The 18,576-nt window shown below is 72.5% G+C and carries 14 protein-coding genes; 10 read left to right on the plus strand and 4 right to left on the minus strand.

What is annotated here, in order from left to right; all coding sequences use genetic code 11:
- Nucleotides 1-80 precede the first annotated feature (80 nt).
- Complete coding sequence (locus ACQZOG_RS08150; RefSeq protein WP_033273162.1) at nucleotides 81-485, plus strand: DUF3040 domain-containing protein; 405 nt, start codon at nucleotides 81-83, stop codon at nucleotides 483-485.
- A gap of 409 nt (nucleotides 486-894) precedes the next feature.
- Here ACQZOG_RS08150 and ACQZOG_RS08155 read toward each other — a convergent pair whose 3' ends face one another.
- From ACQZOG_RS08155 to ACQZOG_RS08170, 4 genes are all read right to left on the minus strand, one after another.
- On the minus strand, nucleotides 895-3,282 hold the full coding sequence (locus ACQZOG_RS08155; protein WP_430741412.1) for a transglutaminase TgpA family protein: 2,388 nt from the start codon (nucleotides 3,280-3,282) through the stop codon (nucleotides 895-897).
- Nucleotides 3,279-4,643, minus strand: coding sequence for a DUF58 domain-containing protein (locus ACQZOG_RS08160; RefSeq protein ID WP_033272991.1), 1,365 nt, complete (start codon nucleotides 4,641-4,643; stop codon nucleotides 3,279-3,281). Before ACQZOG_RS08160 ends, ACQZOG_RS08155 begins: the two co-directional genes overlap by 4 nt.
- The gene (locus ACQZOG_RS08165) at nucleotides 4,643-5,710 is read right to left on the minus strand and encodes an AAA family ATPase (RefSeq protein ID WP_033272992.1); all 1,068 of its coding nucleotides are present in this window, start codon (nucleotides 5,708-5,710) and stop codon (nucleotides 4,643-4,645) included. Before ACQZOG_RS08165 ends, ACQZOG_RS08160 begins: the two co-directional genes overlap by 1 nt.
- A gap of 258 nt (nucleotides 5,711-5,968) precedes the next feature.
- Nucleotides 5,969-6,517: a beta-class carbonic anhydrase gene (locus ACQZOG_RS08170; protein ID WP_033272993.1), complete on the minus strand. Its 549-nt coding sequence runs from the start codon at nucleotides 6,515-6,517 to the stop codon at nucleotides 5,969-5,971.
- A 412-nt stretch (nucleotides 6,518-6,929) separates the two neighbouring features.
- Between ACQZOG_RS08170 and rsmH the strand changes: the two genes are divergently transcribed.
- From rsmH to murG, 9 genes are all read left to right on the plus strand, one after another.
- The gene (gene rsmH, locus ACQZOG_RS08175) at nucleotides 6,930-7,886 is read left to right on the plus strand and encodes a 16S rRNA (cytosine(1402)-N(4))-methyltransferase RsmH (RefSeq protein ID WP_078492793.1); all 957 of its coding nucleotides are present in this window, start codon (nucleotides 6,930-6,932) and stop codon (nucleotides 7,884-7,886) included.
- Nucleotides 7,887-7,971: 85 nt separating this feature from the next.
- Nucleotides 7,972-8,466 (plus strand): septum formation initiator family protein, encoded by a 495-nt coding sequence (locus tag ACQZOG_RS08180; RefSeq protein WP_033272995.1) that lies wholly within the window; start codon nucleotides 7,972-7,974, stop codon nucleotides 8,464-8,466.
- A gap of 5 nt (nucleotides 8,467-8,471) precedes the next feature.
- Entirely contained in the window at nucleotides 8,472-10,430 is a 1,959-nt protein-coding gene (locus tag ACQZOG_RS08185; RefSeq protein WP_286159537.1) for a peptidoglycan D,D-transpeptidase FtsI family protein, read from the plus strand.
- A 171-nt stretch (nucleotides 10,431-10,601) separates the two neighbouring features.
- The gene (locus tag ACQZOG_RS08190; protein ID WP_391605812.1) at nucleotides 10,602-12,122 is read left to right on the plus strand and encodes a UDP-N-acetylmuramoyl-L-alanyl-D-glutamate--2,6-diaminopimelate ligase; all 1,521 of its coding nucleotides are present in this window, start codon (nucleotides 10,602-10,604) and stop codon (nucleotides 12,120-12,122) included.
- Between the two features lie 4 nt (nucleotides 12,123-12,126).
- Entirely contained in the window at nucleotides 12,127-13,542 is a 1,416-nt protein-coding gene (locus ACQZOG_RS08195; protein ID WP_037639091.1) for a UDP-N-acetylmuramoyl-tripeptide--D-alanyl-D-alanine ligase, read from the plus strand.
- A complete protein-coding gene (gene mraY, locus ACQZOG_RS08200) occupies nucleotides 13,542-14,612 on the plus strand; it encodes a phospho-N-acetylmuramoyl-pentapeptide-transferase (protein WP_006131287.1) in 1,071 nt (356 codons plus the stop codon). The genes ACQZOG_RS08195 and mraY overlap by 1 nt, the downstream gene beginning before the upstream one ends.
- On the plus strand, nucleotides 14,594-16,012 hold the full coding sequence (murD, locus tag ACQZOG_RS08205) for a UDP-N-acetylmuramoyl-L-alanine--D-glutamate ligase (RefSeq protein WP_351032340.1): 1,419 nt from the start codon (nucleotides 14,594-14,596) through the stop codon (nucleotides 16,010-16,012). Before mraY ends, murD begins: the two co-directional genes overlap by 19 nt.
- Before the next feature lie 86 nt (nucleotides 16,013-16,098).
- Complete coding sequence (gene ftsW / locus ACQZOG_RS08210) at nucleotides 16,099-17,451, plus strand: putative lipid II flippase FtsW (protein WP_033273000.1); 1,353 nt, start codon at nucleotides 16,099-16,101, stop codon at nucleotides 17,449-17,451.
- Nucleotides 17,452-17,457: 6 nt separating this feature from the next.
- Entirely contained in the window at nucleotides 17,458-18,552 is a 1,095-nt protein-coding gene (gene murG, locus ACQZOG_RS08215) for an undecaprenyldiphospho-muramoylpentapeptide beta-N-acetylglucosaminyltransferase (protein WP_037639087.1), read from the plus strand.
- The last annotated feature ends 24 nt before the right edge of the window (nucleotides 18,553-18,576 follow it).

Below are 18,576 nucleotides of genomic sequence, written 5' to 3' on the forward strand. Positions count from 1 at the left end.
GGTTTCACGGGGGCGATTCCCTGCCTATCCTGAAGGGACCCCCCGGGTCGCCCCGGCGACTGCACGATGAGGAGGACTCCGTGCCGCTCTCGGAGCACGAGCAGCGCATGCTCGAGCAAATGGAGCGAGCGCTGTACGCCGAAGATCCCAAGTTCGCGACGGCGCTCGAGGGAAGCGGGCTGCGTACGTACACCCGGCGACGGGTCTACCAGGCGGTCGCGGGCTTCCTCGTAGGTATTGCGCTCCTCATGGCCGGTATGGTCGCCCAGCAGGTGTGGCTCAGCGTCGTGGGTTTCCTCGTGATGCTGGGGTGCGCCGTACTCGCGGTGACCGGGTGGCGCAAGGCGCCCAAGCCGGGTGAGCAGGCCGCGGGGGCGGCAGCGGCCCCGCGGGCGGGCCGTCAGGGCAGAGCGCGGCGCTCGATGATGAACCGCATCGAGGAGCGGTGGCAGCGCCGGCGCGACGAGCAGGGCGGCGGCCACTGAGGCCTACGTAGTCTTTCGGTTCAGGGGTGTCCACCAGCACGGTGGGCACCCCTGAGTCGTCCCTGCGGGTCCCCTGCGGGGTGCGTGGCGGTTTTCTGCGCAGTTCCCCGCGCCCCTGTGGTGAACCTGCGGGTCCGTCGTGGTTCTCGCGCAGTTCCCCGCGCCCCTGTGGTGAACCTGCGGGTCCGTCGTGGTTCTCGCGCAGTTCCCCGCGCCCCTGGTGTGCGTCCTGCGGGTACGTCGTGGCCGTTCGCGCAGTTCCCCGCGCCCCTGGTGTGCGTCCTGCGGGTCTGTCGTGGTTGCTCGCGCCGTTCCCCGTGCCCCTTTGGGGCGCTGCCACTGCAGCGCCTTCAGGGGCGCGGGGAACTGCGCGAACGGCCCCCGGCGGCCCGCAGCCGCCGATGAGGCCTCAGCCCCGCTGGCGCGTAGGCAGGTGCCAGTCGGGGCGGAGGGCGATCACACGGTCCCGGAGGGACATCCAGCGGTCGGACACCGCCCACACCACCCGCACGGCCGACCGCGGCACCAGCACCGCCCGCACACGCCCCACCCGGGACGCCGAGTCCCGCAACGCCGCGCCCGCGCGCCGCACATCCTCCGCCAGCCCCGCGACCGGCCGCGGCCGGGGCGCGTACAGCACCTGCTCCACCGCCCCCGCCAGCCTCCGCACCGACGCCGCCGCATCCCCCTCGAGCCCGCCCGACCGCACGATGCGGTCGGCCGCCCCGCGCGGGGTCAGCGACTCGTCCGGCACGATCCCGTGATCCCAGGCCGTGTCCGTCAGCTCCTCCCAGGCGGCCAGCACCCGCGGGGCGACGTCCTCCTCCGCGCGGCCGTGGCCACCCAGCCGGACCGCCCGCATCCGCGTCCGCCACAGCAGCGGCGACAGCGGCAGTGCCAGCACCAGCAGCCCGGCCAGCGCCCACAGCAGCACCACGTGCCACTTCGGGCCGTCGCCGTCCGTCGGCAGGGCCGCCTGCGGCGACTCGCTCTCGCAGGACCCCGGGTCGCTGCCGTCCGCCCGGCAGTCCGTGCTCCGCGACGGCTGAGCCGACGGGTCGGTGGGCGCGGCCTGCGAAGGACGGGCCGGATCCGCGGGCCCGTTGTCCTCGACGTCCTGCACGGTGTAGTCCGGGGTGGAGCCCCGGGTCGGGGTCGGCTCGAACCGCGTCCAGCCCACGCCCTCGAAGTACAGCTCGGGCCAGGCGTGCGCGTCCCGCATCGCGACCGAGACCGTGCCGTCGGCCTGCGGAGTACCGGGCGCGAAGCCCACCGCGATCCGCGCCGGGATGCCCAGCGACCGCGCCATGGACGCCATCGCGAACGAGTAGTGCACGCAGAAGCCCCGCTTGTCCTGCAGGAAGCGGGCGATCGCCTGCGAGCCGCTGCCGACCTCGACGTCGGTGTCGTACTGGAAGTCCCCGCTCAGCGTGAACCAGTCCTGCAGCATCACCGCGCGGTCGTAGTCGCTCTTGGCGCCGTCCGTCACGTCACGGGCGGTCTCGGCCACCACGGAGGGCAGCGAGTCGGGCAGGTCGGTGTACTCGCGCAGCAGGCCGGCCGGCGGCTCAGGGGCCTCGGCCAGCTGCGCCGCCGTGGGACGCACGTCCAGGCTGCGCACCTCGTACGTCAGGCCCTGCGTGTTCTGCCCGTGGTCGCCGACCAGCGTCATGCCGACCGGCTCGTACCGCCAGTCGCCCTGCACGCTCACCCGGCTCGGCGGGTACGGCATCGGCAGCCACGTCTGGCCGTACCACTTCGCGACCGAGACCGACGTGCCGACCTCGCTGAACTCCACGTCGGAGCCGAGCCCCGGCGGGGCCGGGAAGCCCTCGGGCACCTGGGTGATCGCCCGCTTCGACGGCTTCCACGTGGTGCCGTCGAAGTCGTCCAGGGACACGATGCGCAGATACAGGTCCGAGGTGTTCTCCATCTCGGTGCGCACCGAGAACACCGCGCGGTCGTCGTTGTTGTTCAGCGAGTCGCGCAACGACACCAGCGGGTTCACCGCGGAGATCGTGCCGCCCCCGCCGACGCCCGCGCCCACGCCCCGGCCGTTCGGGCCGAGCAGGCCGCCGTCCATCGCGGGCAGCGCCAGCGGCACCACCAGGGCGATGCCCAGCGCCACCGCCCCGATGCGGTGCCCGAACCGGGCCGGCGCCGGCCCGCCGGGCGTCTCCCGGCTCCGGCCGCGGGGCTGCCCGGCGAACACCCGGCCCCACTGCGAGAGCCGGTCCCGGCCCTCGGCGAGCAGCAGCATCAGATAGCCGGCCGCGGCCAGCAGGAACCACAGCCACTCGATGCCGTTGTCCGTCAGGCCCGCGGCCACCGAGTACAGGGCGAGCAGCGGCAGCCCGGCCGGGGCCGCGCTGCGGAAGGTCACCGCGAGCACGTCCACCAGCAGGCCGATGACCAGCACCCCGCCGATCAGCATCAGCCGGATGCCGTCGCTCAGGGGCGCCGGTATCGCGTACCGGTTGACGTCCTGTCCGCCCTGCTCCAGCAGCTGCCCGAAGAAGCGCAGCGCGTCGGGGCCGGGTATCAGCCCGGCGACGGCCTGCTCCCGGGCGAACAGCAGCGTGAGCAGCATCAGCGTGACGACGACCTGCGCCGCCACCGTCAGCGGCCGCGCCAGCGGCACCCGTCGCGCCGCCGCGCCCACACCCGCCTGCACGCCCAGCAGCAGCGCCGCCTGGAGGATCCAGACGGTCGACTCCACCAGCGGCAGCAGGGCACAGGCCGCCAGCAGGGTGGCCGCCCACGCGCGCACCGTGAGCCTGGCCAGTGAGCTGATCACGGTCCCTCCCCACCGCTCGCCGCCACCAGGCCCGAGCGCTCACGGTCCGCCTGCCGCCACAGCCGCTCCAGCGAGGCGCCCCGCGGCACGGCCACGGCCGTCCAGCCCGACTCGCGCAGCATCCGCAGATGCTCCTCGCCCGGCCGCTCCCCGGGGCCCGGCACGTCGGACGGCTCCCGCAGCCAGTCGTCGCTGTCCAGCAGGAACGCCACGGCGCCGCCGCTGCGCTGCCGCATCCTGGCCAGCACCGCGGCCTGCTCGTCGTCCAGGTCGCCGAGGAACGCCACCAGGAGCCCCTCGCCGCCGGACCGCAGCACGTCGTAGGCGCGGGACAGGCCCTCCTCGTCGGAGTGGTCCACGACGGCCAGCGTGTCCATCATCAGCCCGGCCGCGTCCGCCGACTCCTGGTGCACCCCCGAGAAGCCGTCCGCGCCCTCGCCGGGCACCGAGTCGCCGGTGTCCGTCAGCAGCCGTACCGAGAAGCCCCGCTCCAGCATGTGCACCAGCACCGAGGCCGCGCCCGACACCGCCCACTCGAACGGCGAGTCCGGCCCGGCGCCCTCGTAGGCGATGGCGCGGGTGTCCAGCAGCACCGTGCAGCGGGCACGCTGCGGCTGCTCCTCGCGGCGCACCATCAGCTCGCCGTAGCGGGCGGTGGAGCGCCAGTGCACGCGGCGCAGGTCGTCGCCGTAGCGGTAGCCGCGGGGGATCACGTCGTCCTCGCCGGCCAGCGCCAGCGAACGCTGCAGCCCGTCGCCGTACCCCTTGGACTCGCCGGACAGCCGCACCGGCGGCAGTGCCTCCACCCGGGGCGTCACGGTCAGCGTGTCGTACGAGGAGAACGAGCGGTTCAGCTCGCACATCCCGAACGGGTCGGACAGCCGCAGCTGGAGCGGGCCCAGCGGGTAGCGGCCGCGCAGGTCGGAGCGGACCCGGTAGGACACCTCACGGCGCCCGCCCGCCTCCATCCGGTCCAGCACGAACCGGGGGCGCGGGCCGAGCACGTAGGGCACCCGGTCCTGGAGCATCAGCAGGCCCGTGGGCATCCGGGAGACGTTGTCCATGCGCAGGTGCACGCGTGCCTCGGTGCCCGCCGGCACCCGGCCGGGGGAGAGGCGGCGGCTGCCCGCGACCCGGTAGCGGGTGCGGTAGAGCACGGCCGCGCACACCAGCGGCAGCACCGCGAGCAGCAGGCCGACCCGCAGCAGGTCGCTCTGCCCGAGCACGTACGCGCAGATCGCGGCCGCGATCCCGGCCGCAAGGAAGGAGCGCCCCCGGGTGGTGAGCCCCGCCAGGGCGGTCCTGAGCCCGCTCCGGTCACCCCGGTCGTCGTCGGCGTGGACGGCGCCGGCGGTGCTCATCACAGCCTCCGGGGCGGCTGCTGGCCGTAGCCTCCGCGGCCCAGGCCGAACCCGGCGGGCTGGCCGGCCGCCGCGGGCACCGTGGTGCGCTGGAGGATCTCCTGCACCACCTGCTCGGCGGTGCGGCGGTTGAGCTGGGCCTGGGCGGTGGGCAGCAGGCGGTGGGCGAGCACGGCCACGGCGAGCGCCTGCACGTCGTCCGGCAGCGCGTAGTCACGGCCCGCCAGGGCGGCCGCCGCCTTCGTCGCCCGCAGCAGATGCAGCGTCGCGCGCGGCGACGCGCCGAGTCTCAGGTCGGGGTGCGTACGGGTGGCGGCGACCAGGTCGACCGCGTACCGCCGGATCGGCTCGGCCACGTACACGCCGCGCACCGCCTCGATGAGCTTCACGATGTCGTGCGCGTGCGCCACCGGCTGGAGGTCCTCCAGCGGGGAGACGCCGCCGTGCACGTCGAGCATCTGCAGCTCGGCCTCCGCGCTCGGGTAGCCCACCGACACGCGGGCCATGAAGCGGTCGCGCTGGGCCTCCGGCAGCGGGTAGGTGCCCTCCATCTCGACCGGGTTCTGCGTCGCCACCACCATGAAGGGGCTGGGCAGTTCGTAGGTCTTGCCGTCGATGGTGACCTGGCGCTCCTCCATCGACTCCAGCAGCGCGGACTGCGTCTTCGGCGAGGCGCGGTTGATCTCGTCGCCGATGACGATCTGCGCGAAGATCGCGCCCGGCTTGAACTCGAAGTCACGGCGCTGCTGGTCCCAGATGGACACACCGGTGATGTCCGAGGGCAGCAGGTCCGGTGTGAACTGGATACGCCGCACCGAGCAGTCGATCGACCGCGCCAGTGCCTTCGCCAGCATCGTCTTGCCGACTCCCGGGACGTCCTCGATGAGCAGATGTCCCTCGGCGAGCAGCACGGTCAGCGAGAGCCTCACGACCTCGGGCTTCCCCTCGATCACGCCTTCCACCGAACCGCGCACGCGCTCCACGACGGCGGTCAGGTCCTCCCCGACCGCTCCGTATGCCCGGTCGGGGGCGCCCCCATGGCTTGCACGATCGTCATAGGTCGTCACCCGGCCCTCCTCGGCCTTACCCCCGCTCGGCGATGAGCGGGGGGTTCCCCACATGTGCCGGCCGATCCCGTACCCCGCGGACCGGCCCACCCCGAATCACGGGCGCCACGCGGAATTAGTTCCGCGTGACACCACTTCCGCATTCTTGCCGCCGTTACCGTTTCGTGTCACTCGCCTGTGGACAACTGACAGCGTTATGTCAGCTCTTACGACGTTCGACGGCTCTCCGGGTACGGCCGGCCCGGGACGGGCGGCCGGTCAGACGGGGTCGACCTCGCGCAGCAGACCCGTCTTCACGTCGAAGACGAACCCGCGCACGTCGTCGGTGTGCAGCAGGAACGGCGAGGTCCGCACCCGCTGCATCGACTGGCGAACGTCCTGGTCCACGTCCCGGAAGGCCTCGACGGCCCACGCCGGACGCTGTCCCACCTCCATCTCGAGGTCGTGCCGGAACTCCTCGGTGAGGGACTCCAGACCGCAGTTGGTGTGGTGGATGAGGACGACGCTGCGGGTGCCCAGCGCCCGCTGGCTGATGGTCAGTGAGCGGATCACGTCGTCCGTGACCACACCGCCGGCGTTGCGGATGGTGTGACAGTCGCCCAGCGCCAGGCCGAGCGCGTCGTGCAGGTCGAGACGGGCGTCCATGCACGCCACCACGGCGACGTGGAGCACCGGGCGCGCGTCCATGCCCGGATCGGTGAACGCGGAGGCGTAACGCTCGTTGGCTTCGACCAGTCGGTCGGTCACGGTGCCGGAGCCCGCGGTGCTGTTCCCGGAGCCCGCGGGCACGGATGCAGAAGTCGTCATACTCCTGACGGTACTGGTCACGGGGGCGTCGAGCCCGTTGTGAAAGGCGACAAAGAACGTCAGCGATGCTTGGTGTGAGGTAACCCACAGGAGTGGTGTGACCCCCTGCCTCCGGGTGATGTGCCCGATCCGCCTCTTGACCCGCACGGGCCGCGACGCGCAGTCCGGTTGATTGACCGGGCCGGGCCGTGGACTAAAGTGACGCGAAGCGGGAGATGAGACGGCCCGCTGCAGTGACTTCCCCGGATCCCCCGGCGCCGGCCAGGGGATCTCCCGCGTGCGCGGCGCGTACGTACGGCTCGGCCTTCTCCCGCCGCCGCCCGGCCGACGCCTCCGGCGCCGGCCGCCCCCTCACCGGGGAGGGCGGGGAACCGGCGGTGCGTGAGCGTCACGCCGGATCTGAGAGGGCCCCTTGAGCGCTAGTCGACACGTCCCGGTGATGCTCCAGCGGTGCCTGGACATGCTGGCGCCCGCCCTCGAGCGCCCCGGCGCGGTGGTCGTCGACTGCACGCTCGGCCTCGGCGGCCACAGCGAGGCGCTGCTCGGCCGCTTCCCCGAGGCCCGGCTCGTCGCCCTGGACCGCGACAAGGAGGCGCTGCGCCTGTCCGGCGAGCGGCTCGCCCCCTTCGGCGACCGGGCCACCCTGGTGCACGCCGTCTACGACGAGCTCCCCGACGTCCTCGGCCGCCTCGGCGTCCCGCGCGTGCAGGGAATCCTGTTCGACCTCGGGGTGTCCTCCATGCAGCTCGACGAGGCCGACCGCGGCTTCGCCTACGCCCAGGACGCCCCCCTCGACATGCGCATGGACCAGACGACCGGCGTCAGCGCCGCCGAGGTCCTCAACACCTACCCGCCCGGCGAGCTGGTCCGCATCCTGCGCGCCTACGGCGAGGAGAAGCAGGCCAAACGGATCGTGGCCGCGATCGTCCGGGAGCGTGAGAAGGAGCCCTTCACCACCAGCGCCCGCCTGGTCGAGCTGATCCGCGACGCGCTGCCGCAGGCCGCCAAGCGCACCGGCGGCAACCCGGCCAAGCGCACCTTCCAGGCCCTGCGGATCGAGGTCAACGGCGAGCTGTCGGTGCTGGAGCGGGCGATCCCCGCGGCCGTGAAGTCCCTGGACGTCGGCGGCCGCATCGCCGTGCTGTCGTACCACTCCCTGGAGGACCGGCTGGTGAAGCAGGTGTTCGCGGCGGGCGCCGCCACCACCGCCCCGCCCGGACTCCCGGTCGTCCCCGAGCAGTACCAGCCGCGGCTCAAGCTGCTCACGCGCGGTGCCGAACTTCCCACCGAGGAGGAGATCGCCGAGAACCGCCGTGCGGCCCCCGCGCGGCTGCGCGGCGCGGAGCGCATCCGGGAGGACGTCGGGTGAGGCGGCTCCGGTGAGGCACGGGCCGGCCCGACAGCGGGTGACGGCCGGGCGGACGTGCGGGACGAGCGGACTCAGGGGAGCGTGAGTGACCAGGAAACCCGAACTGAAGGGGCGGCCCGAGCTGCGGGGGAGGGCGGCCCGGCTCGCGCACCTCCTGCCCACCGGCCGCGCCCAGGCGGCGCGCACCCCGTTCGTGCTCCTCGTGGTCCTGCTCCTCGGCGGCGGTCTGATCGGCCTGCTGGTGCTGAACTCCGCGCTCAGCGAGGGCGCGTTCCGCCTCGACGACCTCCAGCGGGAGACCAAGGAGCTCACGGACGAGGAGCAGGCCCTGCAGAGCGACATCGACGCCTACTCCGCCCCCGACGCCCTCCAGCGCCGCGCCCGCGAACTCGGCATGGTGCCCGGCGGCGACCCCGCCTTCCTCGGCCCCGACGGCAAGGTCAAGGGAGTGCCCAGCGCGGCCTCCGCCGCCCGCGCACCCCTCGTCCTCGCGCCCGAGGCGCTCGCCACGGCGACGGCCCCGCCGCCGTCGCCGCAGTCCGCCCCCCGTTCCCCGCACGCCACGACCCCCGGCAGGTGACGGAAGTGTCCGACAGGCAACCGCCCCGCCGCCGGGTGCCCGGACCCGCCCGGCCCGTCCGTCCGGCCGCCCGCGGACGCACCGGCCCCGGCGCCCGCCCGGCCCGAGGACCCGGCGGACCGCGCCCCGGCGCCCCGAAGACCATCCGGCTGGGCAGCCCGCGCCCCCGGCTGCGCCTGGTCGGCGTCGGCCTGACCCTCGTCATGCTCGCGTTCGTCGTCCGCCTGGTGCAGGTCCAGGCCGTCGACGCGAGCACGTACGCCGGCAAGGCCGAGCGCAACCGCTACGTGGGGCAGGTGCTGGCCGCCGACCGCGGCGAGATCACCGACCGCAACGGCGTGGCCCTCGCCACCAGCGAGGACGCCTACGACATCACCGCCGATCCCACGATGTTCGCCCCGGACGAGCTGAAGATCGACGACGGGCCCGAGCAGGCCGCGGCGCTGCTCGCCCCGATCCTCGGCGCCGACCCGGAGGACCTGGTCCGCAAGCTGCGGCCGGACAACCCGGCGCTGCGCTACGTGAAGCTGGCCGGGCGGCAGACCCCGCAGGTCTGGAGGCAGATCAAGGACCTCAGGTCCGCCCTCGCCGCCAAGTCCGAGACGGACCCGTCGACGGTCAACGTGCTGGCCGGCATCTTCTCCGTGCCGACCAGCAAGCGGGTGTACCCCAACAACGAACTCGCCGCCGGGATACTGGGCTGGGTCAACGCCGAGGGCAAGGGCAGCGGCGGCGTCGAGCTCCAGCTCGAGAAGCGGCTGGCCGGCGAGGACGGCAAGATCCGCTACGCCCAGTCCGGCGGTCGTCTGGTGCCCACCGCGGGCTCCACGGAGACCCCGGCCGTGCCCGGCGACGACATCGAGCTCACCATCGACCGCGACATCCAGTGGGCGGCGCAGAACGCCATCAGCAAGCAGGTGGAGGAGTCCGCCGCCGACCGCGGCTACGTCATCGTGCAGGACACCCGCACCGGCGAGGTCCTGGCCATGGCCAACGCCCCCGGCTTCGACCCGAACGACCTGTCCGACGCCGACCCCGGGACGCTCGGCAACGCGGCCCTCCAGGACGCCTTCGAACCGGGCTCCACGGCCAAGGTGCTGTCCATGGCGGCCGTGCTGGAGGAGAAGGCCGCCACCCCCGGCACCCATGTCGTGGTGCCCAACCGGCTGCACCGCGGCGACCGGCTGTTCAAGGACGACATCGACCACCCGACCTGGTACCTGACGCTCAACGGCGTCCTCGCCAAGTCCAGCAACATCGGCACCATCCTCGCCACCGGCCAGCTCGGCAAGACGCAGTCCCAGGCCAACAAGGTGCTGTACGACTACCTGCGCAAGTTCGGCCTCGGCAGCCACACCGGGCTGGGCTTCCCCGGCGAGACCAAGGGCATCCTGGCCCCGCCCGACCAGTGGTCCACCTCGCAGCAGTACACGATCCCTTTCGGCCAGGGCGTGTCCATCAACGCGATGCAGGCCGCCTCCGTGTACTCGACCATCGCCAACGGCGGCGTCCGTGTCGAACCCACCCTCGTCCGCGGCTCCAAGGGACCCGACGGGCGCTTCACCCCCGCACCCGAGCCCGAGAGGACACGGGTCGTCAGCGAGAAGACGGCGAAGACCCTCGCGCAGATGCTGGAGTCGGTCGTCGACGACGAGGAGGGCACGGGTACCAAGGCCCGCATTCCGGGGTACCGGGTCGCGGGCAAGACCGGTACGGCGAACCGGGTGGATCCGGCCACGGGGAAGTACCACGGCTACACCTCGTCCTTCGCCGGCTTCGCCCCCGCCGACAAGCCCCGCATCACCGTCTACTGCGTCATCCAGAACGCCACCCAGGGCAGCTACTTCGGAGGTCAGATCTGCGGGCCCGTCTTCAAGCAGGTCATGGAGTTCTCCCTGAAGAGCCTCCAGGTCCCGCCCACCGGAGCCGCCCCCGCCGCCCTGCCGGTCACCTTCAAGCCCTGACCCCGTACCGAGCACCGAGCCACCAGGAACCACCTCGTGACAACGATCACCCCCGACCCCGGGAACCAGAACCGCCGCGGCCCCTCGCTTGGCCCGCCGAGCGGTACGCCCGGTACGCTCACCGCCGTGCCACACGCTGATCAGTCCCAAACCACCCAGAAGGGCCACCCCGTGACATATCCGGGACCGCCCCGTCCGGACCAGGTCTCCGCCGCACCCCTCGCGGAACTCGCCGGTCAGCTGGGTGTCCCCGCACCCGCGCAGGCCGCCGAGGTCACGGGCATCACCCACGACTCGCGCGCCGTCCGGCCCGGGGACCTGTACGCCGCCCTCCCGGGCGCCCGCCTTCACGGCGCGGACTTCGTCACCCAGGCCGCGAGCCTCGGCGCCGCCGCCGTGCTCACCGACCCGGCGGGCGCCGAACGCGTCGCCGCGGCCGGGCTCCCCGCGCTGGTCGTGGACGACCCGCGGGCCCGGATGGGCGAACTGGCCGCCACGATCTACGGCCACCCCGGCCGCGATCTGCTCCAGATCGGCATCACCGGCACCTCCGGCAAGACCACCACCGCCTACCTCGTCGAGGGCGGTCTGCGGACCGTCCGCAGCACGGGACTGATCGGCACGGTCGAGATGCGCATCGGCGACGAGCGCATCAAGTCCGAGCGCACCACGCCCGAGGCCACCGACCTCCAGGCGCTGTTCGCGGTCATGCGCGAGCGCGGCACCGAGGCCGTGGCCATGGAGGTCTCCAGCCACGCCCTGGTCCTCGGCCGGGTCGACGGCTGCGTCTTCGACATCGCCGTCTTCACCAACCTCAGCCCGGAGCACATGGAGTTCCACTCCGGGATGGAGGACTACTTCCAGGCCAAGGCGCAGCTGTTCACGCCCGCCCGGAGCCGGCTCGGCGTGGTCAACGTGGACGACGAGTACGGCCGCCGCCTGGTGAAGGAGGCCGGCGTCCCGGTCGTCACCTACTCCGCCGAGGGACACCCGGACGCCGACTGGCGCGCCGAGGACGTCGAGGTCGGCCCGCTGGACTCGACGTTCACCGTGGTCGGTCCCGAGGGCGAGCGCGTCACCGCCCGTTCGCCGCTTCCCGGCCCGTTCAACGTGGCCAACTCCCTGGCCGCGATCGTCGCGCTGGCCGTGGCCGGACTCGACCCGCAGTCCGCCGCCGACGGTGTCGCCGCCGTGCCGGGCGTGCCCGGCCGCCTGGAGCGCGTCGACGAGGGCCAGCCGTACCTGGCGGTCGTGGACTACGCCCACAAGACGGACGCCGTGGAGTCGGTGCTGCGCGCCCTGCGCAAGGTCACCGAGGGCCGGGTGCACGTCGTGCTCGGCTGCGGCGGTGACCGTGACGTCACCAAACGGGAGCCGATGGGCGCGGCCGCCGCGCGGCTCGCCGACACCGCCGTACTGACCTCCGACAACCCCCGCTCCGAGGACCCGCTGGCGATCCTCGCCACGATGCTCCAGGGCGCGGCCTCGGTGCCCGCGCACGAGCGCGGCGAGGTCGCGGTCTTCGAGGACCGGGCCGCCGCGATCGCCGCCGCCGTCGCCCGGGCCGAGCCCGGCGACACCGTGCTGGTCGCCGGCAAGGGCCACGAGCTGGGACAGGACATCGCCGGGGTGGTGCGTCCGTTCGACGACCGCCAGGTGCTTCGCGAAGCCATCAAGAAGACCCAGGGATGAACTTGTGATCGCCCTCTCCCTCGCCGAGATCGCAGAAGTCGTCGGCGGGCAGACGCACGACATACCGGACCCCTCCGTCCTGGTCACCGGCGAGGTGGTCCGGGACTCGCGGGAGGCGGGTCCGGGAAGCCTCTTCGTCGCCTTCGTCGGCGAGCGCGTGGACGGCCACGACTTCGCGGCCCAGGTCGTCGAGGCGGGCGCGGTCGCCGTGCTCGCCTCCCGGCCGGTCGGGGTGCCCGCGATCGTCGTCGAGGACGTCCAGGCGGCCCTCGGGGCTCTCGCCCGGCACGTCGTCGCCCGGCTCGGCGCCACCCTCGTCGCCCTCACCGGGTCGGCCGGCAAGACCAGCACCAAGGACCTGGTCGCCCAGGTGCTGGGCAACAAGGCCCCCACCGTCTTCACGCCCGGCTCCCTCAACAACGAGATCGGGCTGCCGCTGACCGCGCTCACCGCCACCGAGGACACCAGGTTCCTCGTGCTGGAGATGGGGGCCCGGGGCATCGGCCACATCCGCTACCTCACCGGACTGACCCCGCCCAGGATCGGCCTGGTGCTGAACGTCGGCTCCGCGCACATCGGCGAGTTCGGCGGCCGGGAGCAGATCGCCCAGGCCAAGGGCGAGCTCGTCGAGTCGCTGCCGCCGGCCGAGGAGGGGGGCGTCGCGATCCTCAACGCGGACGACCCCTACGTCCGCGCCATGGCCTCCCGAACGAAGGCGAAGGTGATCCTTTTCGGAGAGTCCGGCGAAGCGGACGTCTCCGCCGAGAACGTGCGACTCACGGACAGCGGACAGCCTTCCTTCAGGCTTCACACACCCTCCGGTGCAAGCGATGTGACCATGCGCCTGTACGGTGAGCATCACGTGTCGAACGCGCTCGCCGCGGCCGCCGTCGCCCACGAGTTGGGCATGTCCGCAGACGAGATCGCCCGCGCGCTCTCCGAGGCGGGCTCCCTCTCCCGCTGGCGCATGGAGGTCACCGAGCGACCGGACGGCGTGACGGTCGTCAACGACGCCTACAACGCGAACCCCGAGTCCATGAAGGCCGCGCTGCGTGCGCTGGCGGCCATGGGCAAGGGGCGCCGTACGTGGGCGGTGCTCGGCAAGATGGCCGAGCTCGGGGACGAGGCGCTCGCCGAGCACGACGCGGTCGGACGGCTCGCCGTCCGGCTCAACGTCAGCAAGCTCGTCGCGGTCGGGGGCAGGGAAGCCGCCTGGCTGCAACTGGGCGCATATAACGAGGGTTCGTGGGGTGAGGAGTCGGTGCACGTGTCCGACGCACAGGCGGCGGTCGACCTGTTGCGCAGCGAATTGCGCCCGGGGGATGTCGTACTCGTGAAGGCGTCCCGTTCGGTCGGGCTCGAGAGCGTGGCGCAGGCGCTGCTCGAGACCGGTGCCGAGGGTGAGGTCGCCGCCCGATGATGAATCAGGTCCTGTTCGCAGGAGTCATTGGCCTCTTCCTGACCCTGATCGGCACGCCGCTGCTGATCAAGCTGCTCGCCCGCAAGGGATACGGGCAGTACATCCGCGACGACGGCCCGCGCGAGCACGCCAGCAAGCGCGGTACGCCGACGATGGGCGGCATCGCCTTCATCCTGTCGACGGTCGCCGCCTACTTCCTCTCCAAGGTGATCAGCGGCGAGTCGCCGCGGTACTCCGGCGTGCTGGTGCTGGGCCTGATGGTCGGCATGGGCCTCGTCGGCTTCCTCGACGACTACATCAAGATCGTGAAGCGGCGTTCGCTGGGTCTGCGGGCCAAGGCGAAGATGGCCGGCCAGCTGATCGTCGGCGTCGCCTTCGCGGTGCTGTCCCTGCAGTTCGCGGACTCCCGCGGGCAGACCCCCGCCTCCACGAAGCTGTCGTTCATCACGGACTTCGGCTGGACCATCGGCCCGGTCCTGTTCGTGATCTGGGCGCTGTTCATGATCCTCGCCATGTCGAACGGCGTGAACCTCACCGACGGTCTGGACGGTCTGGCCACCGGCGCCTCCGTGCTCGTCTTCGGCGCCTACACCTTCATCGGCGTCTGGCAGTTCCAGGAGTCCTGCGCCAACGGCGAGACGCTGACCAACCCGGGCGCCTGCTACGAGGTGCGCGACCCGCTGGACCTCGCCGTCGTGGCCTCCGCGCTGATGGGTTCCTGCCTGGGCTTCCTGTGGTGGAACACCTCCCCGGCCAAGATCTTCATGGGCGACACCGGTTCGCTGGCGCTCGGCGGCGTGCTCGCGGGTCTCGCGATCTGCTCCCGCACCGAGCTGCTGCTCGCCATCCTCGGCGGCCTGTTCGTCCTCATCACGATGTCGGTGGTCATCCAGGTCGGCTCCTTCCGGCTCACCGGTAAGCGGGTGTTCCGGATGGCGCCGCTCCAGCATCACTTCGAACTCAAAGGCTGGTCCGAAGTCCTTGTGGTGGTCCGCTTCTGGATCATCCAGGGCATCTGTGTGATCGTCGGACTCGGCCTCTTCTACGCGGGATGGGCAGCGGACAAGTGACCGACTGGCAGGGCAAGCACGTCACCGTCGCGGGACTCGGCGTCTCCGGCGTCCCGGCGGCCAAGGCACTCCACGGACTCGGCGCGAAGGTCACCGTCGTCAACGACGGCGACGACGCGCGGGCCCGCGAGCAGGCCGCGGAACTGGAGGCGCTCGGCGTCACCGTCCGCCTCGGGGACGGCGACACCCTGCCCGACTCCACCGAGCTGATCGTCACCGCGCCCGGCTGGAAGCCGGACAAGCCGCTCTTCGCGGCGGCCGACGCGGCCGGGGTGCCGGTGTGGGGCGACGTCGAACTCGCCTGGCGGCTCAGGAAGCCCGGGGCGGCCGACTGGCTCGCGGTCACCGGAACCAACGGCAAGACCACCACCGTGCAGATGCTCGCCTCCATCCTGGAGGCGGCCGGACTGCGCACCGCCGCCGTCGGCAACATCGGCGTCTCCCTGCTCGACGCGGTCCTCGGCGACGAGGAGTACGACGTGCTCGCCGTGGAGCTGTCCAGCTACCAGCTCCACTGGGCGCCCTCGCTGCGCGCCCACTCCGCCGCCGTCCTCAACCTGGCGCCCGACCACCTCGACTGGCACGGCTCCATGGAGGCGTACGCGAAGGACAAGGGCCGCATCTACGAGGGCAACCGCGTCGCCTGCGTCTACAACACCGCCGACAAGGCCACCGAGGACCTCGTCCGCGAGGCCGACGTCGAGGAGGGCTGCCGCGCGATCGGCTTCACCCTCGGCACCCCCGGCCCCTCCCAACTCGGCGTCGTCGAGGGCCTCCTGGTCGACCGCGCCTTCGTGGAGAACCGGCAGAAGAACGCCCAGGAGCTCGCCGAGGTCGCCGACGTGAAGCCGGCCGCCCCGCACAACATCGCCAACGCCCTTGCCGCGGCGGCCCTCGCCCGCGCCTACGGGGTGCCCGCGGGCGCCGTGCGGGAAGGCCTGCGGAACTTCCGCCCGGACGCCCACCGCATCGCGCACGTGGCGGACGTGGACGGCGTGGCCTACGTGGACGACTCCAAGGCCACCAACACGCATGCCACGCAGGCCTCGTTGGCGGCGTACGACTCCGTGGTGTGGATCGCGGGCGGACTCGCCAAGGGCGCCACCTTCGACGAACTCGTCGCCGGGGCCGCGAAGCGGCTGCGCGGCGCCGTGCTGATCGGCCGGGACCGCGCCCTGATCCGCGAAGCCCTCGCGCGACACGCCCCCGAAGTCCCCGTGGTCGACCTCGGGCGGACCGACACTGGGGCGATGCTCCAGGCCGTCCAGGAGGCGCGGCGGCTGGCACGCCCCGGTGACACGGTGCTGCTGGCCCCGGCCTGCGCCTCGATGGACATGTTCGCCAACTACAACAAGCGCGGTGACGCGTTCGCACAGGCGGTGCGCGAGCTCGGCGCCTGACCCCGGCCGCCCCGGCGCCGGGCGACCTTGGGAGGGACGCGTGGGACCGTCCGAGACCTGTTGGCCGGCGTACCGCGGAGGTCGTGATGTCCAGTAGCCGTACCGGCAGGCCGCCCGTCCAGCGGGCCGCCCGGCGCCCCGTCGCGCCCCGCCCCCCGCGCGACAACCCCCTGCGCACCCTGGTGACCCGGGCGCGCAGGGCCTGGGACCGGCCACTGACCGCGTACTACGTCGTCCTCGGCGGCAGTCTGCTGATCACCGTGCTGGGCCTGGTGATGGTCTACTCGGCCTCCCAGATCACGGCGCTGCAGATGTCGCTGTCGGGTTCGTACTTCTTCCGCAAGCAGTTGCTGGCCGCCGTGATCGGCGCCGTCCTGCTGCTGGTGGCGTCCCGGATGCCGGTGAAGCTGCACCGGGCGCTCGCCTACCCCATCCTCGCGGGCGCCGTCTTCCTGATGGCCCTGGTGCAGGTGCCGGGGATAGGAGTCGCGGTCAACGGCAACCAGAACTGGCTCGCGCTCGGCGGCAGTTTCCAGCTCCAGCCCAGCGAGTTCGGCAAGCTGGCGCTGGTGCTCTGGGGCGCCGACCTGCTCGCCCGCAAACAGGACAAGCGGCTGCTGACCCAGTGGAAGCACATGCTGGTGCCGCTGGTTCCCGCCGCGTTCATGCTGCTCGGACTGATCATGCTCGGCGGCGACATGGGCACCGCCATCATCCTCACCGCGATCCTCTTCGGCCTGCTGTGGCTGGCGGGCGCTCCCACCCGGCTGTTCGCCGGGGTGCTGGCGGTCGCCGCGCTGCTCGGCGCCATCCTCATCCGCACCAGCGAGAACCGCATGGCCCGGCTCGCCTGCCTCGGCGCCACCGAGCCGCAGACCGGTCCGGTCGACTGCTGGCAGGCCGTGCACGGCATCTACGCCCTGGCCTCCGGCGGGATCTTCGGCTCCGGGCTCGGTGCGAGTCTGGAGAAATGGGGTGAACTCCCTGAAGCGCACACGGACTTCATCTTCGCCGTCACCGGTGAGGAACTGGGTCTGGCGGGGACGCTGTCGGTGCTCGCCCTGTTCGCCGCTCTAGGCTATGCGGGTATCCGCGTGGCCGGACGTACGGAGGACCCCTTCGTCAGGTATGCCGCGGGAGGCGTGACCACCTGGATCACGGCGCAGGCCGTGATCAACATCGGTGCGGTGCTCGGTCTGCTGCCGATCGCCGGAGTCCCGCTCCCGCTGTTCTCCTACGGGGGGTCCGCCCTGCTGCCGACCATGTTCGCCATCGGGCTGCTCATCGCGTTCGCGCGTGAGGACCCCGCTGCGCGGATGGCGCTTGCGATGCGGCAACCCCGCTTTGGTAGAAAGCGGATCGGGGGTTCTCAGCGGCCCCGGAGATGGAACACGATGCGACGACGTGCCCCGGGGGCGCGTTCGTCCGGAGAGCGGTGAATTTCGGTGCATGTCGTACTCGCCGGCGGAGGAACCGCGGGCCACATCGAGCCCGCGCTCGCCCTCGCGGACGCGCTGCGCAGGCAGGACCCGTCCGTGGGCATCACGGCCCTGGGCACGGAGCGCGGCCTGGAGACCCGTCTCGTACCCGAGCGCGGGTACGAACTGGCGCTGATCCCCGCCGTCCCGCTGCCACGCAAGCCGACCCCCGAGCTGATCACCGTCCCGGGCCGGCTGCGCGGCACCATCAAGGCGACCGAGCAGGTCCTGGAGCGCACCCGGGCCGACGTCGTGGTCGGCTTCGGCGGCTACGTCGCCCTGCCCGGCTACCTCGCGGCCAAGCGCCTCGGCGTGCCGATCGTCATCCACGAGGCCAACGCCCGCCCCGGCCTGGCCAACAAGATCGGCTCCCGCTACGCCGCCCAGGTCGCCGTCGCCACCCCGGACAGCAAGCTGCGCAACTCGCGTTACATCGGCATCCCGCTGCGCCACACCATCGCCACCCTCGACCGGGCCGCCGTGCGCCCCGAGGCGCGCGCCGCGTTCGGGCTCGACCCCAACCTGCCGACGCTCCTGGTCTCCGGCGGCTCGCAGGGCGCCCGCCGGCTCAACGAGGTCGTCCAGCAGGTCGCCCCGTGGCTCCAGCAGGCCGGCATCCAGATCCTGCACGCGGTCGGCCCGAAGAACGAACTGCCGCACGTGCAGCAGATGCCGGGCATGCCCCCGTACATCCCGGTAAGTTACCTGGACCGGATGGACCTCGCGTACGCGGCGGCGGACATGATGCTCTGCCGCGCGGGTGCGATGACCGTCGCGGAGCTCTCCGCCGTCGGACTCCCGGCCGCCTACGTCCCGCTGCCCATCGGCAACGGCGAACAGCGGCTCAACGCCCAGCCGGTGGTGAAGGCCGGCGGCGGACTGCTGGTCGACGACGCGGATCTGACCCCGGAGTGGGTCCAGCAGAACGTGCTGCCCGTGCTCGCCGACCCGCACCGGCTGTACGAGATGTCCCGCAGCGCGAGCGAGTTCGGCCGCCGGGACGCCGACGAACTGCTCGTCGGCATGGTGTACGAGGCGGTCGCCGCCCGTGCCCACAGGTAGAGGCATGTGACGGAAGGCAGGGAG

Origin of the sequence: Streptomyces sp. P13-3-3 (genome assembly GCF_050571355.1) — a bacterium.
Taxonomy (GTDB): domain Bacteria; phylum Actinomycetota; class Actinomycetes; order Streptomycetales; family Streptomycetaceae; genus Streptomyces; species Streptomyces althioticus.